Source organism: Streptomyces albiflavescens, assembly GCF_014645835.1.
GTDB lineage: Bacteria > Actinomycetota > Actinomycetes > Streptomycetales > Streptomycetaceae > Streptomyces > Streptomyces albiflavescens.
This window is the reverse complement of sequence record NZ_BMMM01000002.1, coordinates 292,462-316,729: the sequence shown is the minus strand read 5'-3', so window position 1 is coordinate 316,729 and position 24,268 is coordinate 292,462. Positions and strand designations below refer to the sequence as shown.

Below are 24,268 nucleotides of genomic sequence, written 5' to 3'. Positions count from 1 at the left end.
GACGGTCCTCCTGAGCCCCACCTCCGTCACCGGGACGCGGGCCAGGGAACCTGGGGCGACCGGTAGTAGCCGATCCCCAGCGCCTCCCATCGCGGCGCCTGCGCCGCGAGCCGCACCTTGTACGTGTCCCAGTCGTGCGTCGACGCGGGCGACCAGCCGAGCTCGGCGGCACCGGGCAGCCGCGGGAACGCCATGTAGTCGATGTGGGCGGAGTTCAGAATCGTCTCCGTCCACAACGGCGCTTCCACTCCCCGGATCGCCGAACTCGGGGCCCCCGGCAGGTAGGCGCCCGGGTCCCAGTCGTAGGACCGCTTCACCTCGACCAGGCCCGCCCAGTCCTGCCCCAGTGGGGTGTCGGCGGTGTACTTCATGTCGAGGTAGAGCCGGTCGGCCGGCGACAGGACGAGGCCCGTCCCGTTCTGCGCGGCCTTCGCGACCTGCGCCTTCTCCTCGGCACTGGTGTCGTCGAGCCCCCAGTACTGTGCGATGGCGCCCTTCGCCGGAGTGGCCCCGGTCAGCTGGTGCCAGCCGATCACCGTCTTGCCGTACTTGGCGACCATGGGCTGCACCTTGTCCATGAAGGCGACGTAGTCGGCGTGGCTGGTGGAGTGGGCCTCGTCTCCGCCGATGTGCAGGTACGTGCCGGGCGTGATCGCGGCCAGCTCCCGGATCACGTCGTCCACGAAGTCGTACGTCACCGGCTTCGCCACGCACAGCGAGCTGAAGCCGACGTCCGTGCCGGTGTAGAGCGGCGGCGCGACCCCGTCGCAGTTCAGCTGCGCGTACGAGGACAGCGCGGCGTTGGTGTGCCCCGGCATGTCGATCTCCGGGACGACCTCCAGATAGCGCGAGGCGGCGTACTGGACGATCTCCTTGTACTGCGCCTTGGTGTAGTAGCCGCCCTGTCCGCCGCCGACCTGCGTGGAGCCGCCGTGGGTGGCGAGGCGCGGCCAGGAGTCGATCGCGATGCGCCAGCCCTGGTCGTCACTCAGGTGCAGATGCAGCTTGTTGACCTTGTAGAGGGCCAACTCGTCGATGTAGCGCTTGACTTGGCCGACGGTGAAGAAGTGCCGGGAGACGTCGAGCATCGCGCCGCGGTAGCCGTAGCGCGGGATGTCCTTGATGGTGCCGCCCGCGACCAGCCAGGGTCCGGGCTGCACGGAGTTCTTCTCGACGGAGGCCGGAAGCAGCTGGCGCAGGGTCTGGACGCCGTGGAAGAGCCCGGCGGGCCCGCCGGCCGTGATGGTGACACCGCCCCGGCCACTGTCGAGGCGGTAACCCTCGTCGCCCAGTCCCTTGCCGCCGAGCAGGAGTCGAATGGATCCCCCGCCGTGCGAGGTGACCGGCAGCCGGTAGCCGGTGGAGGGACGCAGGATGTCCGCGAGATACTCGCCGACCCGGCGGGCCTCCCGCGAGTCGTCGTCGATACGGATACGGGTGTCACCGGTGATGCGGTACGCGGGTCCGCCCGCGTGGACCGAGGCGGGCGCCGGGACCACCTGCCCCAGAGGGGTCGCGGTTCGGTCGGCCGCGGGGGGTGCCGCCCCGACGACGGAGATACCGGCAGCTGCCACGAGCAGCAGCGTACCGAGAAGGCGGGGCGTTCTGTGGTGCTGTCTCACATGCGCTCCCTTCGAATGGCCCTTCGCGCGGGCCGTGCGCATGATCCTGCGCACGGCCCCGCAAATTGGTAAAGACCACTCTCCCGCAGACCCGGTGAAACAATCCCCCTCATGGCGGAAATCATCCAGCGGGACGGCACATGGGCCTTCGACGGCGACGCACTGCGGCTGACACCGGGACGCGACAAGAACGTCAGCCTGCTCCGCAAGACCCTGGGTGAACTGGCGGTCCCACTCGGCGCGTTGGCGGGCGTCTCCTTCGAACAGGGCAAGAAGACCGGGCGGCTGAGGCTCAGACTGCGCGACGGCGCCGACCCGCTGCTCCAGGCGACCGGCGGCAAGCTCGCCGAGCCGAACGACCCGTACCAGCTCACCGTCGAGTCCGACCGCTACGGAGTCGCCGAGTACTTCGTGGACGAGGTGCGCAACGCGCTGCTGCTGGACCAGGTGCCGTCCGACCCCGTCGACGGCTACCTCCTGCCCGGCCCCTCCGTGCCGCTGTCCGCCTCCGCCGGTGACGGCACCGCGAGCTTCGACGGCGAACAGGTACGCCTGGAATGGAACTGGAAGACGGAGGACGCGAAGGCCGCCGCGGGCGCCCGCTCGCTCGCCCTGGGCGACATCACGGCCGTCGAGTGGCATCCCGCGGTCGGCCTGGAGAACGGCTGCCTGCGCTTCGTCGTGCGCGGCGCGGAGACCAAGGCCCCGCCGAAGTACGACCCCAACTCCGTGGAGCTGTGGGGCTTCAAGAAGGACCCGCTGATGGCGCTGGTCGCGGCGGCCGTGCAGGCGCGGCTGCCGCATCCGACGGCTCCCGTCGATCAGGAGCGGGGGAAAGAACCGCGGCCCGCCGCGGCGTCGGCCTCCGCCGAGGCCGACCACGACGCCCTGCTGCGCCGCCTGCGCGAGCTCGGCGACCTGCACAAGGAGGGCGTCCTGACGGACGAGGAGTTCGCGCTGGCCAAGCAGGCGGTCCTCAGGCGCATGTAGGAACAGCGCCGGTGCGGACCGCCTGCCCGGATGTCGTGCGCCCGCCGTCCGGGCGCACGGTGGGGGCTACTTCGCCTTGCGCGCCACCGTGAAGTGGTCGATCCGGTCACCGGTCTCGGCGATGCCCTGGACCTTCAGGGTGGTGTAGTGGCCCTTCGGCGCGGGGGTGACGTCCACGCGCAGGAAGGAGTAGTTCAGGTAGCGAACACGCGACCAGGCGACGGTCTCGTTCTGCTTGCCGTCCTTGAGGTTGACGAAGGAGGCCACGGAGTCGACCTCGTTCTCGTGTCCCTCGTAGGAGTCCGGGGCGGTGAAGGCGTACAGGCTGCGGCCCGCCGCGCCGGCCGTGACGTACACCACACCCTCGGTGTCGGAGTACGCCGTCTCGCCGATCGGCAGCTTCTTGACGACCTGGTTGCCCTTGATGACGTCCGTGCGCTCGTACTGGTGGTTGTGGCCGTTGATGACCAGGTCGACCGAGTACTTGTCGAACAGCGGCACCCACTCCTGGCGCACGCCCCCCTCCGAGGCGTGCGCCGTGGAGGTGCAGTACGCGCAGTGGTGGAAGAACACGATGATGAAGTCGATGTCCTTCGAGGCGCGGAACTTCTTCAGCTGGCCCTCGAACCACTTCGTCTGGGTGCCGCCGGAGATGCCGAGGTTGGCCGGAATCTCGAAGGAGACGTCGTTGGGGTCCAGGGAGATGATCGCCGTGTTGCCGTAGACGAAGGAGTAGACGCCCGGGAGGTTCTTCTTGTCCGGACCGTTGTCGGGGAGGGTCCAGCGGGCCTCCTCACCGCCGTAGCCGTTGGGCGAGTACCAGGCCTCCATGTCGTGGTTGCCGTACGAGACCATCCACGGGACCTGCTTGGCGACCGACTCGGTCTGGTACAGGAACTGGTCCCAGGTGCGCGAGTCGAACCCGGTGTCGGTGGTCTTGCCCGCGCCGGCCGGGTCGCCGTAGGCGATGTCGCCGGCGTGCAGGTGGAAGGCCGGGTTCTGGCCGAGGATCAGGCTGTCGTTGGCCAGGGCGTGGTAGCTGACGCCCTGGTCGCCGAAGGCCGTGAAGGTGAACGGCTGGGCGTGCGAGGGAGCGGTGGTGAAGGTGCCGAGGGTGCCCAGCAGGTGGGGCTCGGCCGGGTCGAAGCCCGCGTGGCCGACGCCGTAGTAGTACGTCTTGCCGGGGCGCAGGTGGGCGAGCTGGGCGTGCACGTAGTACTGCGTGTGGTCGCCGCTCGCGCCGACGCCGGCCGGGGTGTAGAGGGTGCGGACCTCGGCCTCGATCTTCCGGGAGAGGTCCCAGGGGTGGGCGCCGATGCGAATGAACGGCTTGTCGACCGGCGTCGGAACCTGCCAGGAGACGGTCATCTCGGTGCGCGGATCGGCGCCGTAGGCGAGGTGGCGGCCGAAGGGGGCGACGAGCGCGCCGTCGACCTTCTCCGCCGAAGCCGCGGTCCGCTGCGTCGGCACCGCGGCCTGTGCGACGGCGCCCGGTACGAAGGCGCCGCCCGCGACGGCGCCCAGGGTCACGGCGCCGCCTCTGATCATGTTGCGCCGCGAGAACTTGGCGCGAAGGTACTCGTGCTGCTCGGCCATGCTCATGCGCTCGGCAAGCTGCTCCGGTACGCCCATGCGTGGAGTGTCCATGGCCACAGAAGTTGCTCCCGGCAATCGACGCGGCGCAAGACACAGGATGGACAGCTTCCAAACAGCCCCCCATAAGACTTTCAACAGACCGTTGCCCGATATCGGGCAGGATTCTTGCGAAACGGCCGCCGGTACCCCAGGATCTACCGGGTGCACGACGAACTTGTTGATCATCTGACGCGGTCCTCGCCCCTGAACCGGGGCGAGGCGCTGCGGGTGATCCAGGACGTGCTCGCCTATTTCGACGAGACGACCGAGGACTACGTCCGTCGCCGCCACCGCGAGCTCCAGGCCCAGGGCCTGGTGAACACGGCGATCTTCGATCGGATCGAGGCGGACCTGAAGTACCGGGCGGTCGCACCGCCGGAGCTCACGCTCAGGCAGCTGCGGCGCATCGTCTACGGCTGACCGCCCCGGCTACGACCGACGCCGGGCGAGCACTCATCAACAGAGAGGACAGAAGGACCTTATATGTGCGGAATCGTGGGATATATCGGAAAGCGTGATGTGGCGCCGCTCCTGCTGGAGGGCCTGCAGCGCCTGGAATACCGCGGCTACGACTCGGCGGGCATCGTCGTCACGACCCCGAAGTCGGCCGGCCTGAAGATGGTCAAGGCCAAGGGCCGGGTCCGTGACCTGGAGGCCAAGGTCCCCGCGCGCTTCAAGGGCACCACCGGCATCGCCCACACCCGCTGGGCCACCCACGGCGCCCCCTCCGATGTGAACGCCCACCCGCACATGTCGGCCGACAACAAGGTCGCGCTCGTCCACAACGGCATCATCGACAACGCCGCCGACCTGCGGAAGAAGCTCGAGGCCGACGGCATCGAGTTCCTCTCCGAGACCGACACCGAGGTCCTCACCCACCTCATCGCCCGCTCGCAGCAGGAGAAGCTCGAGGACAAGGTCCGCGACGCGCTCCGCCTGATCGAGGGCACGTACGGCATCGCCGTCCTGCACGCCGACTTCCCCGACCGCATCGTGGTGGCCCGCAACGGCTCCCCGGTCGTCCTCGGCATCGGCGAGAAGGAGATGTTCGTCGCATCCGACGTCGCCGCCCTGGTCACCCACACCCGCCAGATAGTGACCCTCGACGACGGCGAGATGGCCACCCTCAAGGCCGACGACTTCCGTACGTACACCACCGAGGGCACCCGTACGACGGCCGAGCCGACCACCGTGGAGTGGGAGGCCGAGTCGTACGACATGGGCGGCCACGACACGTACATGCACAAGGAGATCCACGAGCAGGCCGACGCCGTGGACCGTGTGCTGCGCGGCCGCATCGACGACCGGTTCTCGACCGTGCACCTGGGTGGCCTGAACCTGGACGCCCGCGAGGCACGCCAGATCCGCCGCGTGAAGATCCTCGGCTGCGGCACCTCGTACCACGCGGGCATGATCGGCGCCCAGATGATCGAGGAGCTCGCCCGCATCCCCGCGGACGCCGAGCCGGCCTCCGAGTTCCGCTACCGCAACGCCGTGGTCGACCCCGACACGCTGTACGTCGCCGTCTCCCAGTCCGGTGAGACCTACGACGTCCTGGCGGCCGTCCAGGAGCTCAAGCGCAAGGGCGCGCGGGTCCTGGGCGTGGTGAACGTGGTGGGCAGCGCCATCGCCCGCGAGGCCGACGGCGGCATGTACGTCCACGCGGGCCCCGAGGTCTGCGTCGTCTCCACCAAGTGCTTCACGAACACCACCGTCGCCTTCGCGCTGCTCGCCCTGCACCTCGGCCGTACCCGCGACCTGTCGGTCCGCGACGGCAAGCGGATCATCGAGGGCCTGCGCAAGCTGCCCGGCCAGATCTCCGAAATCCTTCAGCAGGAGGACGAGATCAAGAAGCTGGCCGAGCAGTACGCCGAGGCCCGCTCGATGCTCTTCATCGGCCGTGTCCGGGGCTACCCGGTGGCCCGTGAGGCCTCCCTGAAGCTCAAGGAGGTCTCGTACATCCACGCCGAGGCCTACCCCGCCTCCGAGCTCAAGCACGGCCCGCTGGCGCTCATCGAGCCCGCCCTGCCGACGGTCGCGATCGTCCCCGACGACGACCTCCTGGAGAAGAACCGCGCCGCCCTGGAGGAGATCAAGGCCCGCAGCGGCAAGATCCTCGCGGTCGCCCACCAGGAGCAGGAGAAGGCCGACCAGACGATCGTCGTCCCGAAGAACGAGGACGAGCTGGACCCGATCCTCATGGGCATCCCGCTGCAACTCCTCGCCTACCACACGGCGTTGGCGCTGGGCCGGGACATCGACAAGCCGCGGAACCTCGCCAAGTCGGTCACGGTCGAATAAAAATCCACAAGACCACCGAAGCGATAATTGAGGAACACCCGCGGCGAGCAACCAGGTCCGCGAGAGCGGCGCCGGTTTAGGCGCAAAAGGTGCGCATCCAGGTCCGCGAGAGCGGCGCCGGTCTAGGCGCAAAAAAAGCTGAACGATCCCCTGTGTGTGCCACCTTCACACAGGGGATCGTTCTTTCAGGGGCCGGGGCCGCCCATTACCCCGGCCCGCGCCAGGCTCAGCCGGTGGCCGTCACCCCCCGGCCGGCGGCGCGTCCGGGCAGTGCGGTGGGCCAGTTGGCGAGCGCCGCCGTGGCCCCGTACCAGGCCAGCAGCCCACCGGCCGCGGCGAACCAGCCGGCGACCTTGGCCAGCCCACTGGAGTCGCCGAACTGCCCGATGGCCAGCAGGAGAAGGCCCACGAAGAGCAGCCCGTACGTGCCGCGTACGAGTGTCGAGGCGCCGGAGGCCGCGACCGTCAGGCTGAGCGCGACGAGCGCGAACAGGAGCAGGAAGAGGCCGGCCGCGTTGGCGGAGACCTGCGCGTCGGACGTGACGCCCCAGGTGAACCAGAGCGCGCCGAGTGCGGAGAAGGCCGTACCGGTGAAGGCGTCATGGTCGCGGAAGGCGAACAGACCGGCGACGAAGAGCGCGATGCCACCGACATAGGTGGCGAGGGAGACGGAGTCCGCCGCCGTGACGCCGTCGATCACTCGGGTGTGACCGAGGCCGAAGGCCAGCAGGGTGAGTCCGAGCGCGAGTTGGCCGAGGGTCGATGTTGTGGTGCTTCCCGCAGAGACGTCGTTGTCCACGGCGGGCTCCCTTCAGGCATGTGCAGTTGTGCTGCGTGGTACCGGCCGTACGGTTGGTCCGGCGACCGGTATGTACCCTTCACAAGGGCACAAACCACCTCTACGCGCGAGTAGATTTACGCTGCGGCGAAAGGGAGTTGGCCCTGCCCACGACTCATCTCACCTGGGACAACGGCGAGTTACGGAACGGCAACGCCTCAGGAACGTCCGGCACCGCGGATCACGGGACGACCGGGTGCGCAGCGGGACGACCCCGGGGGCACAGGACGACCGCGTGGATCACGAAATGACCCCGTGAATGACGGCACGATCGCACGGATCACGGAATGGCTCCGTGCATCACGGCACGACCGCACGGATCAAGGGATGACGATCACCGGGCGCTTCGCGCGCTTGGCGAGGCGTCCGGCCACCGAGCCGAAGATGCGCCCGACGATGCCGTGCGTGGAGCCGACGACGATCGCGTCCGCCTCGTACTCCCGTCCCACCTCTTCGAGTTCGTGGCAGATGTCTCCGCCGCGCTCGACGAGGATCCACGGCACCTCGGCCAGATACTCGGCGCAGGCGAGTTCAAGCCCGAGGACCTCCGTGCGGTGGTCCGGCACATCGACGAAGACCGGTGGCTCACAGCCCGCCCACACCGTGGTGGGCAGCCGGTTCGCGACATGCACGATGATCAGGCCCGAGCCGGAGCGATGGGCCATGCCGATCGCGTAGGCGAGGGCGCGTTCGCTGGACGTCGAACCGTCGAAACCGACGACGACGCCGTGCTTGAAGGCAGGATCGCAGGACTGGCGGGGTTCTTCCGCCGCCAGGGGCTCGGCCGCCGTGGGATCGGCGAGCGGGCGTTTGCGGTCCGCGGGATCGAAGAATTCGTGACCGGCCATGGGTATCTCGGCGTTTGGATCCTCGTGGTGGGGACGACAACGATCGGCAGAGCAGTGTCCGGGAATCATCTTCCCAACCCCATACCCCCAAGGGTACGGCGGCACGCCTCCCTCTGCCCAGATCCCGCGCGCGCTGTGCGGCGTTCCCCGGAGCATGCATGAGAGGCGCCCGTAACGCAATGGTTGCTGCCCCGTACAGGCGGTTTGCACAGGGTTCACCCAGGGACGAGGCCATTCATCGCGGGAACAGTGCCTTTCCCCGTCGTGCACCGGTGACCAGGCAGTGACCGGCCGGTCGAACACGCGTTGAACCGGTGAGCCACCGCCATGGAGATCATGCAGAGCACTGGAGTACTAGGGAGCACACCGTGCCCGGACCCGAGACCGCGCCCCACCACTTCCCCGGAACCGACTCCGCGGCACCCCCCGTGCCCGACACGGCGAGCGCCGTGGTGCGCTGGGCGGCCTTCAGCTGTGTCCTCGTCCCGGTGGTGCTCCTCTGGTACGGCACCTCACTGGCCGGAGCGGCCGGTACGGCCCTGGGCCTGGCAGCCGTCACCGGGGCCTGCCGGGTACTGCTGAGGCAGTCTGAGCGCGGCGCGGCGCTGCTGCGCGCCGAGGAGCGGGCCCCGCACCGCGGACGGCACGGCAGGGGTGGCGCGGGCGTCATGGGCACCGTGCACGGCCGCGGTGGCGCGGGCGTCATGGGCGGCGGGTACGGCCGCAGTGGTGCGGGGGCTCACAGAGGCGGTCGGCACGGTGCGGGAAACAAGCCGGTTGACTGACCGGTTTGCGCGCACGCCCCCGCTTCTTTTCAGCCAACTTCTGCATATCGCGCACCCCTTGGTCGAACGACCCTCCAACCCTCGTTCGACCTGCACCGAAAGGGCCACGGAGGGCGCGCACACCCTACGTGGATTGGCCACTGCGACAAGGCGCACTTCCCTGCACGGCCCACGAGTGCAACGCTTCGTGATCGAATGCTTCACGCCAAGTTGCCATGTCGACATTCTCCCGAGTGGAGAACTGGCCACCTTGGCGCCACAGGACACAGTAGATTCGATCTTGTCTTACGGCGGGGGACTCGTGCAGGACCGAGGGGAAACGTGCAGGAGCGACACAACCGAGGAGCCGCGACCACCGAGGGGGGCTTAGCAGTATGAGCCACGACTCCACTGCCGCGCCGGAAGCCGCGGCCCGGAAGCTTTCCGGGCGACGCCGCAAGGAGATCGTCGCGGTGCTGCTGTTCAGCGGCGGCCCCATCTTCGAGAGTTCCATACCGCTGTCGGTGTTCGGGATTGACCGCCAGGACGCCGGCGTGCCGCGCTATCGCCTGTTGGTGTGCGCCGGCGAGGAAGGCCCGCTGCGGACCACAGGGGGCCTGGAACTCACTGCGCCACATGGCCTGGAAGCGATCTCCAGAGCGGGCACGGTGGTCGTGCCCGCCTGGCGGTCGATCACCTCGCCGCCACCGGAGGATGCGCTCGACGCACTGCGCCGGGCGCACGAGGAGGGCGCCCGCATAGTCGGGCTGTGCACCGGCGCCTTCGTGCTGGCGGCGGCAGGCCTGCTGGACGGCCGCCCGGCGACGACCCACTGGATGTACGGCACCGACGCTGGCCAAGCGGTACCCGTCGGTGCACGTCGACCCACGAGAGCTCTTCGTGGACGACGGCGACGTCCTGACGTCGGCGGGTACGGCGGCCGGAATCGACCTCTGCCTCCACATCGTGCGGTCGGACCACGGCAACGAGGCGGCGGGCGCGCTGGCCCGGCGTCTGGTGGTCCCGCCGCGCCGCAGCGGCGGTCAGGAGCGCTATCTCGATCGGTCTTTACCGGAGGAGATCGGCGCCGACCCCCTCGCGGAGGTCGTCGCCTGGGCACTGGAGCACCTCCACGAGCAGTTCGACGTCGAGACGCTGGCGGCACGCGCGTACATGAGCCGCCGCACCTTCGACCGTCGGTTCCGCTCACTCACAGGGAGCGCTCCCCTGCAGTGGCTGATCACCCAGCGCGTCCTGCAGGCACAGCGCCTCCTGGAGACCTCCGACTACTCGGTCGACGAGGTCGCGGGCCGCTGCGGCTTCCGCTCGCCGGTCGCGCTGCGGGGTCACTTCCGGCGCCAGCTCGGATCGTCCCCGGCCGCGTACCGGGCGGCGTATCGCGCCCGCAGGCCGCAGGCCGACCGATCGTCGGAGACGGACGGCTCCGCGGGTCCGGCCGGCCCACCGCCGGCGCTGCCCCAGGAGAGCCCGGTCCCGATGCAGACCCGTCGCACGGCGGCGGCCAGCTCCCTGGGCCCGGCTGCATCGTCGGCGTCTCTCTCCACGGACACGGGCAAGCCCGGCCCGGAGCTGTACGCGGCGGGCAGGCCCAGCCTGCCAGGGCAGCGAAGCGCGCCGTAGTACGGCCGTAGCGCGAGGGGAAGGGGGTCCGCGCCATGGGTGCGGGCCCCTTCTCCAGCGGTGCGGGCCCTCGCCGGGGCGCACGGGCGGGTCCAGTCGGCCGGAGCGAGCCGTAGGGTGAGACGTATGAACGATCGCATGGTGTGGATCGACTGCGAGATGACCGGGCTCTCGCTGTCGGATGACGCGCTCATCGAGGTGGCCGCGCTGGTCACCGACTCGGAGCTGAACGTGCTGGGCGACGGCGTGGACATCGTGATCCGCCCGCCGGACGCCGCGCTGGAGACGATGCCGGACGTGGTGCGCCAGATGCACACCGCCTCCGGCCTCCTCGACGAGCTGGCCGCGGGCACGACCCTGGCGGACGCCGAGGAGCAGGTCCTCTCCTACGTACGTGAGCACGTCAAGGAGCCGGGCAAGGCCCCACTGTGCGGAAACTCGGTGGGCACGGACCGCGGCTTCCTGCTGCGCGACATGCCGACCCTCGAGGACTACCTCCACTACCGCATCGTGGACGTCTCCTCCATCAAGGAGCTGGCCCGCCGCTGGTACCCCCGGGCGTACTTCAACAGCCCGGAGAAGAACGGCAACCACCGCGCCCTGGCCGACATCCGCGAATCCATCGCCGAGCTCCGCTACTACCGCGAGGCGATCTTCGTCCCCCAGCCCGGCCCCGACTCGGACACCGCCCGCACCATCGCCGCGAAGCACGTCCTGCCCGTCGAATAGGCTTTTGCCGGGGCCCTTCCGGGCCCCCACAAAAGCCGTGCGCGAGCACCCCTTCGGACCCTGTACACTTTTTCTCGGCCGGTCAGGGAAACCAAGACCGGTCGTGGTGGGTGTAGCTCAGCTGGTAGAGCACCTGGTTGTGGTCCAGGATGTCGCGGGTTCAAGTCCCGTCACTCACCCTTGATGAACAGGGCCCGGCCTGCGACAGCAGGCCGGGCCCTGTTTCGTTTCACGGCAGACGGCCGTCGGCGGCTCGCCAGGCCGTCGCGAAGTCGTGGACGTTCTCGAAGCGGTCGCCGGGGTCGGCGCGCGTGGCGCGGACGATCACCGCCTGCTGGGCCGGGGTGCCGCGCCAGGCGCGTTCCTCGTCGCCCGCGTCCAGGAGGAGGCGTACGGTGCGGCCCAGGGTGAAGACGGTCGTGCGGGTGTCGATGACCGCGCCGCGGACGAACTCCTCGGGGGCCATGAAGCGCCGTGAGCCCGGCAGGCGTTCCTCGTCGAGGACGAACGGGCCCGGACGGTACTCGTCGAGGTCGATCAAGTGGGTCGCGTCGCGGGCGAAGTCGTACAGAAGCGCGCCGTCGTAGAAGTCGACCGCGACATGGCCGGCCGCCTCCACCGCCAGGTGGGCGTCCAGAATCCGGTCGAAGGCGCGCAGTACGTGGCCCGTCGGCAGAGCGCGGAAGCGGGCCAGCGGGCTCTCCGGGCTCGTACGGCCGCGGGGGCCGCTCCGGGTGGGGCAGTACAGCACCTCGCCCTCCCGCCAGGGCATCACCACCGCCCAGCCGCCACCTCGTACGGCGATCCGGTGGACCTGCGGGACGATCGCCGAGTGCCGTACGGCCCGGTGGAACGCCCAGCCGCGCGCGAGCGACTCGCGCGCGTGATCCGTGACCGCCTCCTTGACGAACCAACGCGCCCCGTCGAGCAGCCGCACCCCGTACGACACGCGCCCCGAGTCTGGTTCCCGGAACTCCCTGAACACCTCACCCACCCGGCCCAGATACGGCTCCACGGCGGGCACTTCTTCGATTCCGAGCAAGGGGTGCAGGACCATGTCGCCAGAGTGCCTCACGAGAGTGCCGCCATGTGGACAGACGCGGCGGGAGGAGTGTCGACCGAGGCCAGGTTGGGGGATCTTGTCGGGGCGGATGCGCCGAACGGCGGCTGGGGCGTCGGCTGCCCGCCGAGTCGACCGGGCCGCTCCGAGAGACCGCCGTCATCGCGGCCCCGTACGGGATCCGCGGACAACCTCGGGCGGGCGCTCACCGGTGTCGGAGCCGACCGGAACCGGCGGGCGGTCTCACGACGACGCCCGCACCACCAGTTCCGCCGGCAGCACCAACTGCCGCTTCTCCAGCCCCCGCGACACCGCCGGGCGGCGGTCCGCGATCTCGCCGAGGAGAAGGTCGATCATCGTGCGGCCCATCTCCTCGATCGGCTGGCGGACGCTGGTCAGCGGCGGGTCCATGTGGCGGGCGATGGCGGAGTCGTCGTAGCCGACCAGCGCCACGTCGTCCGGTATGCGGCGGCCCGCCTCGCGCAGCACCTGGCGGGCACCGGCCGCCATGACGTCGGAGCCGGCGAAGACCGCGTCGAGGTCGGGGCAGCGCTCCAGGAGCAGGGTCATCGCGCGGCGGCCGCCGTTCTCCGTGAAATCGCCGGGGACGATCAGCCGGTCGTCGACTTCCCGGCCGGCGTCGAGCAGGGCCTGGCGGTAGCCGTCCACACGGCGCTGGGCACCGTAGACGTCGAGGCGTCCGGCGAGGTGGACCACCTTGCGCCGCCCCCGAGCCATCAGGTGCTCGACGGCCGCGCGGCCGCCGCCGTAGTTGTCCGAGTCCACCGACGGCAGCGTCTCGTCCGCCGAGCGGCGACCGCTGATCACCGCCGGGATCTCCAGCTGGGAGAGCAGGTCGGGGAGCGGGTCGTCGGCGTGCACCGACACCAGCAGGACGCCGTCCACCCGGTGCGCGGCCAGGTACTGGGCCAGGCGGCGCCGCTCCCGGTCGCTGCCCGCGAAGATCAGCAGCAGCTGCATCTCGGTGTCCGAGAGCTCCGCGCCGACACCGCGCAGCATGTCGGAGAAGTACGGCTCGGCGAAGAAGCGGGTCTCCGGCTCGGGGACGACCAGGGCGATGGCGTCCGTGCGGTTGGCGGCCAGGGCGCGGGCCGCCGTGTTCGGGACGTAGCCGAGTTCCGCGACCGCCGCCTCGACGGCGGCGCGGGTCGCGTCGCTGACCCGTGGGGAGCCGTTGATCACCCGGGAGACCGTGCCGCGGCCCACTCCGGCGCGCGCGGCGACCTCTTCCAAGGTCGGCCGGCCGCCACCCCGGCCCCGCGCTCCGTGGCTTGCCATGGTCCGCCTCCCGTCGACACCGCGCGCTCCGCGACTGGCCTGGAATCTAACAGTCGTGTTCATGGACGGGAGTCCCGGCGCGAGGTGCCGGTCCCGCCGGACTTCGTCCTCCCGCACCGGGCGGGCACACTGACACGAGCCACCTCACCCGTCCCGGGACGGCCTCCGCCTCCAGTCCCGGAGTTAGCTAACGGGCCGATAACTGAACACATATCTCCGCGCTCCCACCCTTGACACCCCCGCGCGAACCGACGACTCTTCAACACATCACCTGTGGGAGCGCTCCCACAGTACCTGACACATACACATCCCGCACGTTCCCCGCCCGAGCCGCAGCGAGAACCAACGGGCCCAACAGAGCAGTTGGCCGGGGGGTCGGCACGTCAGGCAACAGGAGGACTCAATGAGCACGAGTACCCGTCGGTCCCGCAGGCTGGGGGCCCTCGCGGTCGTCGCCGCGCTGACCACAGGGCTGCTGGCCGGCTGCGCCAACGACTCGGACGACGGCTCGTCGAACTCGGACGGCGGCAATGGCAATGCCAAGGGTAAGACCACGCTGACCATCGGGACCTTCGGTGTCTTCGGCTACAAGCAGGCCGGCCTCTACGACGAGTACATGAAGCTCCACCCCAACATCTCCATCAAGGAGAACGTCACCACCCGTACCGACGTCTACTGGCCGAAGACCCTGACCCGCCTCCAGGCCGGCTCGGGCACCGACGACATCCAGGCGATCGAAGTCGGCAACATCACCGAGGCCGTGCAGACGCAGGCCGACAAGTTCGTCGACCTCGGCAAGGAGGTCGACAAGTCCCAGTGGCTGGACTGGAAGAACGCGCAGGCCACCACCAAGGACGGCAAGCTGATCGGGCTCGGCACCGACATCGGCCCGATGGCGATCTGCTACCGCAAGGACCTGTTCCAGAAGGCCGGCCTCGAGACGGACCGCACCAAGCTCGCCGAGCAGTGGAAGGGCGACTGGTCCAAGTACGTGGACCTCGGCAAGGAGTACATGAAGAAGGCGCCGAAGGGCACCAAGTACGTGGACTCCGCCTCCTCGGTCTACAACGCGGCGCTCGGCGGCGAGAGCCAGCGGTACTACGACAAGGACGGCAATGTCATCTGGGACAAGTCGACGGGCGTGAAGAACGCCTGGAACGCCGCCATGGCGGTGGCGACCAGCAACATGTCGGCGAAGCTGAAGCAGTTCGACCCGACGTGGGACCAGGGCTACGCCAAGGGCTCCTTCGCGACGGTGGCCTGCCCGGCGTGGATGATCGGCTACATCGAGCAGAAGTCCGGTGACTCGGGCAAGGGCAAGTGGGACGTGGCGGCGGCGCCGACCGCGGCCAACTGGGGCGGTTCGTTCATCGGCGTGCCGACGGCGACCAAGCACCAGAAGGAGGCCGTCGCGCTGGCGAAGTGGCTGACCGCCCCCGAGCAGCAGGCGAAGGTCTTCGGCAAGCAGGCGAGCTTCCCGTCGACCCCGTCGGCGTACTCGTCTCTGAAGCCGCAGGCCGACACCACGGCGTACTTCTCGGACGCGCCGATCACCCAGATCTTCTCCGACTCGGCGAAGACCATCCCGACGCAGATATTCGGCGTCAAGGACCAGCCGATCGGCACGGCCATCACGGACGTCGGCATCCTCCAGGTCGAGCAGAAGGGCAAGACGCCCGACCAGGGCTGGAACGCGGCCAAGTCGGAGATCAAGGACGTGCTCGGCCAGTGACCAGCTCCAAGCAGGCTCTCGCGCAGACCGCGTCGAGCGCCGACGCCGCGCCCGGTGACCAGCCGGGCGCGGCCCGCCGCGCTCACGGTCGCGGTACGCCGCCCCCGGGCACGAGCTCCTGGCGCAGCCGGCTGTACCGCTGGGACATGAAGGCGTCGCCGTACGCGTTCATCGCCCCCTTCTTCATCGTCTTCGGGGCCTTCGGGCTCGTGCCGCTGCTGTACACGGCCTGGTACTCGCTGCACAACGTGCAGTTGTCCGGCCTGGACCACCAGACCTGGGTGGGCCTGGACAACTACAAGAACCTGCTGTCCTCGGAGTTCTTCTGGAACGCCCTGGAGAACACCTTCACCATCGGTGTGATCTCGACGGTGCCGCAGCTGCTGATGGCGATCGGGATCGCGCATCTGCTCAACTACCGGCTGCGCGGCTCGACCGTGTGGCGGGTCGTGATGCTCACCCCGTACGCCACCTCGGTGGCGGCGGCGACGCTGGTCTTCACGCTGCTGTACTCGTGGGACGGCGGCATGATCAACTGGCTGCTGCACTTCGTCGGGATCGACCCGATCAACTGGCGCGAGTCCGACTGGGGCGGTCAGTTCGCCGTCTCCTCGATCGTGATCTGGCGGTGGACCGGCTACAACGCGCTGATCTATCTGGCGGCGATGCAGGCCATCCCCACCGATCTGTACGAGTCGGCCGCGCTCGACGGGGCGGGCCGCTGGCAGCAGTTCCGCCATGTGACGGTCCCGATGCTCCGGCCGACGATCCTGTTCACGGTGGTGGTCTCCACGATCGGCGCGACCCAGCTCTTCGGTGAGCCCCTGCTGTTCGGCGGGGTGAGCGGTTCGAAGGGCGGCTCCGCGCACCAGTACCAGACGCTCGGCCTGTACATGTACGACCAGGGCTGGGGCATCGGCAACCTCGGTAAGGCGTCCGCGATCGCCTGGACGATGTTCCTGATCCTGCTGATCGTCGCCGCGATCAATCTGCTGATCACCCGACGGCTGAGGAAATCCCAATGACCACAAGTGAACTGACGCTGCCTCAGGCGAAGGAGAAGGGCGCGGGCGGCGGGCGCCCCGCACGCCGCCGCGTGCTCGGCGCGGGCAAGCAGCTGCACGCGGGCCCGGCCACCTATGTCGTCCTGACGGTTCTCGCGCTGGTCTCGCTGGCGCCGCTGCTGTGGACCGCGATCGCGGCCTCACGCAACAACGAGCGGCTCGCACAGACACCGCCGCCGCTGTGGTTCGGCGGGAACCTGTTCAAGAACCTCCAGACCGCGTGGGACCAGGCCGGGCTCGGCACCGCGATGGTCAACTCCGTGATCGTCGCCGGGACCATCACCTTCGGCACGGTCCTGTTCTCCACGCTCGCCGGGTTCGCCTTCGCCAAGCTGCGGTTCAAGTTCTCCAGCACCCTGCTGCTGCTCACCATCGGCACGATGATGATCCCGCCGCAGCTGGCCGTCGTACCCCTCTACCTGTGGATGAGCGACCTGGGCTGGTCCAATCAGCTGCAGACGGTCATCCTGCCCACCCTCGTGAGCGCCTTCGGCACGTTCTTCATGCGGCAGTACCTGGTGCAGGCGCTGCCCACCGAGCTGATCGAGGCGGCGCGGGTCGACGGGGCGAGCAGTCTGCGCGTCGTATGGCACGTGGTCTTCCCGGCGGCGCGGCCGGCGATGGCGGTGCTCGGGCTGCTGACCTTCGTGATGGCCTGGAACGACTTCCTCTGGCCGATCATCGCGCTCAACCAGCAGAACCCCACCGTCCAGGTCGCCCTGAACGGCCTCGGCACCGGCTACATCCCCGACCAGTCGGTGATCATGGCGGGTGCGCTGCTCGGCACGCTGCCGCTGCTGATCGCCTTCCTGCTGTTCGGCAAGCAGATCGTGGGCGGCATCATGCAGGGCGCGATCAAGGGCTGACCCTTCCGTCTCCAGGGGGCCGGGTCACCGCCGCCCCGGTCCCCTTCTTCCCCTTCCTACGACTCGTCGGTCTCCACGACCCCTAATGGGAGCGCTTCCATGCCTGAGCCCGTTACCCCCGTGACCTTTCCTCCCGCCTTCCTCTGGGGCGCGGCGACCTCCGCGTACCAGATCGAGGGGGCGGTGCGGGAGGACGGCCGCACACCCTCGATCTGGGACACCTTCAGCCATACGCCGGGCAAGACGGCGGGCGGTGAGAACGGCGACGTGGCCGTCGACCACTACCACCGCTACCGCGACGACGTGGCCCTGATGGCAGAGCTGGGCCTGACGGCGTACCGCTTCTCGGTCTCCTGGCCGCGGGTGCAGCCGACCGGTCGCGGGCCCGCCGTGCAGCGCGGCCTGGACTTCTACCGACGGCTCGTCGACGAGCTGCTCACCCACGGCATCAAGCCCGCCGTCACCCTCTACCACTGGGACCTCCCGCAGGAGCTGGAGGACGCGGGCGGCTGGCCCGAGCGCGACACGGCGCTGCGGTTCGCCGAATACGCGCAGATCGTCGGCGAGGCACTGGGCGACCGCGTCGAGCAGTGGATCACCCTCAACGAGCCCTGGTGCAGCGCGTTCCTGGGGTACGGCTCCGGGGTGCACGCCCCGGGCCGTACGGACGCGGTGGCGTCACTGCGGGCGGCGCACCACCTGAACCTGGCCCACGGGCTCGGCACTTCGGCCCTGCGCGGCGCGATGCCGGCCCGCAACACGGTCGCGGTGAGCCTCAACTCCTCAGTCGTCAGGCCACTTTCGCAGGACCCGGCGGACCTGGCGGCCGCGCGGCGCATCGACGACCTCGCCAACGGCGTCTTCCACGGCCCGATGCTGCACGGCGCGTACCCGAAGACACTGCTGGCGGCGACGTCGTCGCTCACGGACTGGTCGTACGTCCTGGACGGCGACCTCGCGGCGATCCACCAGCCGCTCGACGCGCTCGGCCTCAACTACTACACACCGACGCTGGTTTCGGCGGCGGACGCCACCGCGGCGGGCCCGCGCGCGGACGGTCACGGCGCGAGCTCCTACTCCCCCTGGCCCGGCGCGGACGACGTCGCCTTCCATCAAACCCCGGGCGAGCGCACGGAGATGGGCTGGACCATCGACCCGACGGGCCTGCACGACCTGATCATGCGCTACACGCGGGAGGCGCCGGGTCTGCCGCTGTACGTGACGGAGAACGGCGCGGCCTACGACGACAAGCCGGACCCGGACGGCCGCGTCCACGACCCCGAGCGGATCGCGTACCTGCACGGCCATCTGTCCGCGGTGCGCCGCGCCATCACCGACGGCGCGGACGTGCGCGGCTACTACCTGTGGTCCCTGATGGACAACTTCGAGTGGGCGTACGGCTACGGCAAGCGCTTCGGCGCGGTGTACGTGGACTACGCGACCCAGACCCGTACGCCGAAGTCGAGCGCCCTCTGGTACGGGCAGGCGGCGCGGACGGGCACGCTGCCGCCGCCGGCGGCCGCCGAGTAGACCATGTGACCGGGGGATGGCGGGGGACGGGGCGCGGCACCTGAGGGGGGTGCCGCGCCCCGTGTCGTCCGGGGCCGTGCAGTACGTCCTCGGCGCACCGGCCGGCGACAGGCGGCGCGCCGGCGTCCGATTTCGGGTCGCGGTGCGTCCACCGCTCGGGGCCCCGGGGTTCTCGGGGGTCGAGCTTCTCGGGCCCCGGGCTTGAGGCCGACTACTGGCGGGTGAGGCCCGCCACGATGGTGGTGAGGGTGCGCTCGACCACCGCGTCGCGCTGGTCGGCGGGGAGCAGGGCGAGCGGCCCGTCGAGAATGAGCAGGGAGAGGCCGTGGACGGCCGACCAGGCGGCGACCTCGGCCGCGGGACGGTTGTCCGGCCGCATCCGGCCCGCGGCCACCAGCGTGTCCAGGGTGTCCGAGAGTTCTCTGAACGCCGCGAACTCCGGGCTGCCGTCGGGGACTTCGAGGCCCGTGAAGTCGTGCTCCTCCGCCGCGGATGTGCGACAGAAGGCGGTGCGGTAGAGCCCGGGGTGCTCGATCGCGAACCGGACGTACCCGCGCCCGATCGCCTCGGTCCTGCGTACGGCCTCCTCGCCCGGATCGTCGAGCCCGGGCAGTACGCGCACGGCTTCGGACATCGAGGCGGCGAGCGCCTGCTGCCCGTGGATCTTCACCTCCTCCAGGAGCTCTCCCTGGCCGTTGAAGTGGCGGTACGCGGCGGTGGGTGACACGCCGACGCTGCGGGCCGCCTCGCGCAGGACGACACGCTCCGGGCCGCCTTCGGCCGCGAGTTCGACGGCGGCCTCGATCAGCGCGTTGCGGAGGTCGCCGTGGTGATAGCGGGACTTGCCGCCCGTGATCGACTCCATGATCTCCATCCTGCCCGAATCCTGCCCCCGTCCCTGCGGGACCCAGGAACCCGACCTGTCGGACCCCATGATCTGCCAGGTCCCACGACCTGTCGGGCTCCACGACCTGTCGGGCCCCACGACCTGTCGGGCCCCACGATCTGTCGGGCCCCACGATCTGTCGGGCCCACGGCCTGACGGCCCCACGCCCCGTCCCTTCGGAATCCACCACCTCATCCTGCCCCAAGTTGACGCCATTAACATTCCTATGTTGACGCCGTTAACATCTTGTGTCACTGTCCATGTTAACGCCATAAACATGATGGCGCACATATCCGGAGGCGATCACCGTGTTCGACCGCATCGCCGAGCTGTCGCTCCACCGGAGCCGGCTCGTACTGACACTCACCGTGGTGGCCGTGGTCGCCATGGGGGCCATTGGCTTCGGGGCGTTCGGCAAGCTCCTCGGCGGCGGCTTCGAGGATCCGAGCGCGCCCTCGGCCCGCGCGCAGCAGCTCATCGACGAGAAGTTCGGCGGCGAGAGCAACCTGGTCCTGCTGGTCCGGGCCGACAAGGACGGCGGCATCGACTCCCCCGCCGTCGAGCGCACGGGGCGCACCCTCACCACGCAGCTCAAGGGCGAGTCCACCCTGGCGAACGTGATCTCGTACTGGGACACCGGCAGCTCCGCGCTGACCTCCCGGGACGGGAAGGAGGCGCTGGTCCTGGCCCACGTGAAGGGTGACGACACCGAGCAGGGCGACAACGCCTCGGTGATCACCGAGCGGTACACCGGCGACCGGAACGGGCTGACCGTACGGGCCGGCGGCGAGGCCGCGGTCGGCGACGAGGTGCCCACGCAGGTCGCCAAGGACCTGGCGCTGGCCGAGTCGATCGCCGTGCCACTGATCCTGATCCTGCTGGTGATCGCCTTCGGCAGCGTCGTAGCGGCACTGCTGCCCCTGGTCATCGGGCTGATCGCGATCGTCGGAACCTTCGCCGAGCTCTATGTACTGGGCAGCCTCACCAACGTGTCGGTGTTCTCGATCAACCTCACCACCGCGCTCGGCCTGGGCCTCGGCATCGACTACGCGCTGCTCATGATCAGCCGGTTCCGTGAGCACCTCGCCGAGGGCGCCGAGGTCCCCGACGCACTGCGGCACACGGTACGGACGGCCGGGCGGACCATCACCTTCTCGGCCGCGACCGTCGCCGCCGCACTCGCCGCGCTGCTGGTCTTCCCACAGTTCTTCCTGCGGTCCTTCGCCTACGCGGGCATCGGCGTGGTGGCCATCGCCGCCGTCAGCGCCCTGCTCGTCATCCCCGCGCTGCTCGCCGTGCTGGGCCACCGGATCAACAACGGCCGACTGCCCTGGGCGCAGACGGTGCGGAGCGCCGAGGCCCCCCTCTGGGCCCGGCTGTCCCGCACGGTCATGCGCAGGCCCGCCCTGACCGCACTGCCGGTCCTCGCCGTCCTGCTGCTCGCCGCGAGTCCGCTGCTCGGCGTCACGTTCGGCACGCCGGACGAGCGGGTGCTGCCCGAGAGCGCGCAGAGCCGTCAGGTCGCCACCGCGGTGCAGCACGACTTCACCGGCAGCGACGAGTCGGCGGTGCAGATCGTCACGACGGGGCCGGTCGCCCCGGCCGACCTGCGTACGTACGCGACCGCTCTCTCGCGGCTCGACGGTGCGGCCCGGGTCGAGACCTCCGCCGGTACCTACACCGACGGCCGGTCCGCCCGGCCCGGCCCCGCCGCGGCCGCACTCGCCCGCCCCGACGCCCAGCGGATCACCGTCGTCACCGGCCTGACCCCCAAGTCGGACGAGGCACAGGACTTGGTCAAGGCCGTACGAGCGGTGGACGTGCCCGGCGGAACCGAGGCGCTGGTCGGCGGCACCGACGCACGCCTCGTCGACTCCAAGTCGTCGATCGCGGACCGGCTCCCGTACGCCATCGGCCTCGTCGCCGGCACCACCTTCCTGATCCTCTTCCTCTTCACCGGTAGCGTGGTGCAGCCACTGCGGGCGCTGGTCCTCAACGCCATCAGCCTCACCGCGGCCATCGGCGTCATGGTGTGGATCTTCCAGGACGGCCATCTGGCATCCCTGCTCGGCTTCACCCCGCAACCCATGGACACGTCCATGACGGTCCTCATGTTCTGCATCGCCTTCGGTCTGTCCATGGACTACGAGGTCTTCGTCACCAGCCGCATCAAGGAACTCCACGACGCGGGCGCCGACACGGAGACCGCCGTCACCAGCGGGCTCTCCCACACCGGCCGAATCGTCACGATGGCAGCCGGCCTCCTCGCGGTGAGCTTCTTCGCCTTCGGCACGGCCCACGTCAGCTTCATCCAGATGTTCGGCCTCGGCAGCGGTCTGGCGATCCTGATCGACGCGGTGGCCGTACGAGGTGTGCTGGTCCCGGCGGCCATGCGGCTCCTGGGCCGAACGGCCTGGTACGCCCCGAAGCCACTGCGCGCGGTGCACGGCAGGCTGGGCCTGACAGAGGGGAGCGCGCCGGCCGAGGGCTGACGGCCCTCACTCACCCGGGAGTCGCACCCCGGCTCGGACCAGGTCGCCTTGCCGCGGCCTGGTCCTCGCGTGCTCCCTGGGCGTCGACGGTGGGCGTCGACGCCGTACGAAATGAGCCGGATGCCACGGCTGTACGCCGAAGCGCGCCCCGGCCGGGTGGGGGGAGATCCGGCCAGGGCGCGCAACCCCCGTTTCGGTGATGGCTACTTGATAGCTACTTGTAGGCGCCGAAGGTCTTCGAGAAGGCGCCCGCATCCTGAACGATCGAACTGCACGTTGCGTCCGCGGAGTTCTTCGCGCCGCCCGGGCACTGCTTGTCGCGGGTCGCGGACCACATCGACAGCCAGCCGAGGCCCTTGGACTTGGCGAAGGTCACCAGCTGCGAGGCGTCGTCGACCTTGAAGATCTCGGAGGACACGTCGTTCACGCCGATCATCGGGGTGATGGCGACGGCCTTCCACGCCGCGCTGTCCGACAGCCCGAGGACGCTCTTCACCTGCGCCTGCGTGGCCGTGGCGGCCTGCTCGGCGTAGGTGCCCATGTCACCGCTGTACGAGGCGCCGTAGTCCATCGCCATGATGTTCACGGTGTTGATCTTCACGCCGTTCGACTTGGCGTTGGACAGGAGGTTCACGCCGTCCTGGGTGAGGCCCTCCGGCATCACCGGGAGGGTGAAGGACACGTCCAGGTTCGGGTGCTGCTGCTGGAGCTTGGCGATGGCCTTCGCTCGGTTCGTGTTCGCGGTCGTGTTCGGCAGCGCGCCGCCCTCGACGTCGAAGTCGACCTTCGTGAGGTCGTACGCGTCCACGGCCTTCCCGTACGCCGTCGCCAGCGCGTCCGCCGAGGAACAGGTCGTCGCCAGCTCCGAACCGGAGGCCCCGCCGAAGGAGACGCGGACGTCGCCGCCCTTGGCGCGCAACGCGCCGATCTGCGACGCCACCCCGTCGCTGGCGAGGTCGGACACGCCGCCCCACTTGGGGGTGCAGCCGCCGCCGTCCGTGATGAAGGCCAGGTTGTAGTCCTTCACACCGGTGGCCGTGGCGCTCGCGACCAGATCGAAGGCCGGGTAGAGAGAGGTGTCGACGTAGGGCGCGAAGCCGGCGGTCGTCGTGCTGCCACTGCCGGAGCTCTGCGAGGGAGAGGGGGTCGCCGTCGCGGTCGGAGTGGGCGTCGCGCTCTGAGAAGCGGTGGCGGTCGGGGTCGGCGTCGGGTTGGGGGTCGCGGACTGCGTGGGGCGACCGCTCGGCTCGGGCGTCGCGCCGTCGTCCACCGAGCACTTGGCGCTGTCGATGAGACAGCCCGTCGGGTCCGCGGTGCCGTTCACGACGAAGCCCACGGTGACGGACTCGCCGGCCTTCAGGCCGTCCTTGTCCCAGGCCGGCGGCTTCACGGTGACGTGCTGCCCGCTCACGCTCGACTCGCCGTTCCACAGCGAGCTGAGCTTGGCGCCGGACGGCAGGTCGAACTCCAGCGTCCAGTCTCCCTTCACCTGGCTGCTGTCGTTCGTGATGACGTACTGCGCGGTGTAACCCGTCGACCAGTCACTGGTCTTGGTGTACGCGGCGCCGACGCCTGCCGCGTGCGCGGTCCCGGTGAGCAGGATGGCGCCACCGCCGACCACGGCCGCGGCGACGATGCCGCCTATCGCCTTGTTCCTGCCACTGACCTTGCGCCGGTGCGTGCTGCTCATCGCGTGCCTGCCTTCGCGGTTTCACGGGGGTTCACAGGGATTCCCAGGGGTGGGTGCGGAGCACGCTAGCGATCCGGAATCAGGCAAACCGCCTCATCCGGACGGAGGTTGAGGATCTTAGGGTGCGCTTAAGGAAGGCATCGGGGACGGTTAAAGGTAGAGACCAATTCGGGCGCCCAAAGCCGCCGCGGAGCGGCGCAGAAGACCGTCCTGGCAGCGGAAGGCCCGCACCGGCAGAGCCCGGCACGCCGAAGCCCGAACACCGCTCAAAACCCGCGCAG

The 24,268-nt window shown here is 69.7% G+C and carries 18 protein-coding genes, 1 tRNA gene and 1 pseudogene; 12 read left to right on the top strand and 8 right to left on the bottom strand.

Features of this window, described 5'->3' with window-relative positions; genetic code table 11:
- Positions 1 to 26 precede the first annotated feature (26 nt).
- The gene (locus IEY95_RS06395) at positions 27 to 1,622 is read right to left on the bottom strand and encodes a beta-N-acetylhexosaminidase (protein WP_229702622.1); all 1,596 of its coding nucleotides are present in this window, start codon (positions 1,620 to 1,622) and stop codon (positions 27 to 29) included.
- A 111-nt stretch (positions 1,623 to 1,733) separates the two neighbouring features.
- On the opposite strand from IEY95_RS06395, the gene IEY95_RS06390 reads away from it, so the two are divergent.
- The gene (locus IEY95_RS06390) at positions 1,734 to 2,612 is read left to right on the top strand and encodes a DUF4429 domain-containing protein (protein ID WP_189184884.1); all 879 of its coding nucleotides are present in this window, start codon (positions 1,734 to 1,736) and stop codon (positions 2,610 to 2,612) included.
- A gap of 66 nt (positions 2,613 to 2,678) precedes the next feature.
- On the opposite strand, the gene IEY95_RS06385 is transcribed toward IEY95_RS06390, so the two are convergent.
- Entirely contained in the window at positions 2,679 to 4,244 is a 1,566-nt protein-coding gene (locus IEY95_RS06385) for a purple acid phosphatase family protein (RefSeq protein ID WP_189184883.1), read from the bottom strand.
- Positions 4,245 to 4,409: 165 nt separating this feature from the next.
- Between IEY95_RS06385 and IEY95_RS06380 the strand changes: the two genes are divergently transcribed.
- Together IEY95_RS06380 and glmS are read left to right on the top strand one after the other, a co-directional pair.
- Positions 4,410 to 4,667 (top strand): hypothetical protein, encoded by a 258-nt coding sequence (locus IEY95_RS06380; RefSeq protein ID WP_189184882.1) that lies wholly within the window; start codon positions 4,410 to 4,412, stop codon positions 4,665 to 4,667.
- Between the two features lie 63 nt (positions 4,668 to 4,730).
- Positions 4,731 to 6,548 (top strand): glutamine--fructose-6-phosphate transaminase (isomerizing), encoded by a 1,818-nt coding sequence (glmS, locus tag IEY95_RS06375; protein WP_189184881.1) that lies wholly within the window; start codon positions 4,731 to 4,733, stop codon positions 6,546 to 6,548.
- A gap of 226 nt (positions 6,549 to 6,774) precedes the next feature.
- Here the strand turns inward: glmS and IEY95_RS06370 are convergent, their stop codons facing one another.
- Together IEY95_RS06370 and IEY95_RS06365 are read right to left on the bottom strand one after the other, a co-directional pair.
- Positions 6,775 to 7,347, bottom strand: coding sequence for a GPR1/FUN34/YaaH family transporter (locus IEY95_RS06370; protein ID WP_189184880.1), 573 nt, complete (start codon positions 7,345 to 7,347; stop codon positions 6,775 to 6,777).
- Between the two features lie 359 nt (positions 7,348 to 7,706).
- A complete protein-coding gene (locus IEY95_RS06365; protein ID WP_189184879.1) occupies positions 7,707 to 8,234 on the bottom strand; it encodes a universal stress protein in 528 nt (175 codons plus the stop codon).
- A 368-nt stretch (positions 8,235 to 8,602) separates the two neighbouring features.
- Here IEY95_RS06365 and IEY95_RS06360 point away from each other — a divergent pair, with 368 nt between their 5' ends.
- The 4 genes and pseudogenes from IEY95_RS06360 (at position 8,603) to IEY95_RS06345 (ending at position 11,547) form a co-directional block, all read left to right on the top strand.
- Positions 8,603 to 9,019, top strand: coding sequence for a hypothetical protein (locus IEY95_RS06360; RefSeq protein ID WP_373294438.1), 417 nt, complete (start codon positions 8,603 to 8,605; stop codon positions 9,017 to 9,019).
- 374 nt (positions 9,020 to 9,393) lie between these two features.
- Positions 9,394 to 10,639 (top strand): annotated as a pseudogene (locus tag IEY95_RS06355) (helix-turn-helix domain-containing protein).
- 126 nt (positions 10,640 to 10,765) lie between these two features.
- Positions 10,766 to 11,368, top strand: a complete 603-nt coding sequence (orn, locus tag IEY95_RS06350) for an oligoribonuclease (protein WP_189184878.1) — start codon at positions 10,766 to 10,768, stop codon at positions 11,366 to 11,368.
- Between the two features lie 106 nt (positions 11,369 to 11,474).
- Positions 11,475 to 11,547: transfer RNA gene (locus IEY95_RS06345), tRNA-His, on the top strand.
- 50 nt (positions 11,548 to 11,597) lie between these two features.
- Here the strand turns inward: IEY95_RS06345 and IEY95_RS06340 are convergent.
- Together IEY95_RS06340 and IEY95_RS06335 are read right to left on the bottom strand one after the other, a co-directional pair.
- Complete coding sequence (locus tag IEY95_RS06340; protein ID WP_189184877.1) at positions 11,598 to 12,425, bottom strand: serine/threonine protein kinase; 828 nt, start codon at positions 12,423 to 12,425, stop codon at positions 11,598 to 11,600.
- Positions 12,426 to 12,671: 246 nt separating this feature from the next.
- Positions 12,672 to 13,727 (bottom strand): LacI family DNA-binding transcriptional regulator, encoded by a 1,056-nt coding sequence (locus IEY95_RS06335; protein WP_189184876.1) that lies wholly within the window; start codon positions 13,725 to 13,727, stop codon positions 12,672 to 12,674.
- 403 nt (positions 13,728 to 14,130) lie between these two features.
- Between IEY95_RS06335 and IEY95_RS06330 the strand changes: the two genes are divergently transcribed.
- The 4 genes from IEY95_RS06330 (at position 14,131) to IEY95_RS06315 (ending at position 18,919) form a co-directional block, all read left to right on the top strand.
- Complete coding sequence (locus IEY95_RS06330; RefSeq protein WP_189184875.1) at positions 14,131 to 15,459, top strand: ABC transporter substrate-binding protein; 1,329 nt, start codon at positions 14,131 to 14,133, stop codon at positions 15,457 to 15,459.
- A complete protein-coding gene (locus tag IEY95_RS06325; RefSeq protein ID WP_189184874.1) occupies positions 15,456 to 16,484 on the top strand; it encodes a carbohydrate ABC transporter permease in 1,029 nt (342 codons plus the stop codon). The genes IEY95_RS06330 and IEY95_RS06325 overlap by 4 nt, the downstream gene beginning before the upstream one ends.
- A complete protein-coding gene (locus tag IEY95_RS06320; RefSeq protein WP_189184873.1) occupies positions 16,481 to 17,389 on the top strand; it encodes a carbohydrate ABC transporter permease in 909 nt (302 codons plus the stop codon). The genes IEY95_RS06325 and IEY95_RS06320 overlap by 4 nt, the downstream gene beginning before the upstream one ends.
- 99 nt (positions 17,390 to 17,488) lie before the next feature.
- Positions 17,489 to 18,919, top strand: coding sequence for a GH1 family beta-glucosidase (locus tag IEY95_RS06315; protein ID WP_189184872.1), 1,431 nt, complete (start codon positions 17,489 to 17,491; stop codon positions 18,917 to 18,919).
- Positions 18,920 to 19,130: 211 nt separating this feature from the next.
- Here the strand turns inward: IEY95_RS06315 and IEY95_RS06310 are convergent, their stop codons facing one another.
- On the bottom strand, positions 19,131 to 19,784 hold the full coding sequence (locus IEY95_RS06310; protein ID WP_189184871.1) for a TetR/AcrR family transcriptional regulator: 654 nt from the start codon (positions 19,782 to 19,784) through the stop codon (positions 19,131 to 19,133).
- A 329-nt stretch (positions 19,785 to 20,113) separates the two neighbouring features.
- Between IEY95_RS06310 and IEY95_RS06305 the strand changes: the two genes are divergently transcribed.
- A complete protein-coding gene (locus IEY95_RS06305) occupies positions 20,114 to 22,297 on the top strand; it encodes an MMPL family transporter (protein ID WP_189184870.1) in 2,184 nt (727 codons plus the stop codon).
- 214 nt (positions 22,298 to 22,511) lie between these two features.
- Here the strand turns inward: IEY95_RS06305 and IEY95_RS06300 are convergent, their stop codons facing one another.
- Positions 22,512 to 23,987 (bottom strand): glycoside hydrolase family 18 protein, encoded by a 1,476-nt coding sequence (locus IEY95_RS06300; RefSeq protein WP_189184869.1) that lies wholly within the window; start codon positions 23,985 to 23,987, stop codon positions 22,512 to 22,514.
- Positions 23,988 to 24,268: the final 281 nt, after the last annotated feature.

What these genes read in the sequence shown, in the direction of transcription:
- IEY95_RS06390 (WP_189184884.1), top strand. Translation starts at nt 1,734, where the DNA reads ATGGCGGAAATCATCCAGCGGGACGGCACATGGGCCTTCGACGGCGAC.
- IEY95_RS06385 (WP_189184883.1), bottom strand. Translation starts at nt 4,244, where the DNA reads ATGGGCGTACCGGAGCAGCTTGCCGAGCGCATGAGCATGGCCGAGCAG.
- glmS (WP_189184881.1), top strand. Translation starts at nt 4,731, where the DNA reads ATGTGCGGAATCGTGGGATATATCGGAAAGCGTGATGTGGCGCCGCTC.
- IEY95_RS06365 (WP_189184879.1), bottom strand. Translation starts at nt 8,234, where the DNA reads ATGGCCGGTCACGAATTCTTCGATCCCGCGGACCGCAAACGCCCGCTC.
- orn (WP_189184878.1), top strand. Translation starts at nt 10,766, where the DNA reads ATGAACGATCGCATGGTGTGGATCGACTGCGAGATGACCGGGCTCTCG.
- IEY95_RS06340 (WP_189184877.1), bottom strand. Translation starts at nt 12,425, where the DNA reads ATGGTCCTGCACCCCTTGCTCGGAATCGAAGAAGTGCCCGCCGTGGAG.
- IEY95_RS06335 (WP_189184876.1), bottom strand. Translation starts at nt 13,727, where the DNA reads ATGGCAAGCCACGGAGCGCGGGGCCGGGGTGGCGGCCGGCCGACCTTG.
- IEY95_RS06330 (WP_189184875.1), top strand. Translation starts at nt 14,131, where the DNA reads ATGAGCACGAGTACCCGTCGGTCCCGCAGGCTGGGGGCCCTCGCGGTC.
- IEY95_RS06320 (WP_189184873.1), top strand. Translation starts at nt 16,481, where the DNA reads ATGACCACAAGTGAACTGACGCTGCCTCAGGCGAAGGAGAAGGGCGCG.
- IEY95_RS06315 (WP_189184872.1), top strand. Translation starts at nt 17,489, where the DNA reads ATGCCTGAGCCCGTTACCCCCGTGACCTTTCCTCCCGCCTTCCTCTGG.
- IEY95_RS06310 (WP_189184871.1), bottom strand. Translation starts at nt 19,784, where the DNA reads ATGGAGTCGATCACGGGCGGCAAGTCCCGCTATCACCACGGCGACCTC.
- IEY95_RS06300 (WP_189184869.1), bottom strand. Translation starts at nt 23,987, where the DNA reads ATGAGCAGCACGCACCGGCGCAAGGTCAGTGGCAGGAACAAGGCGATA.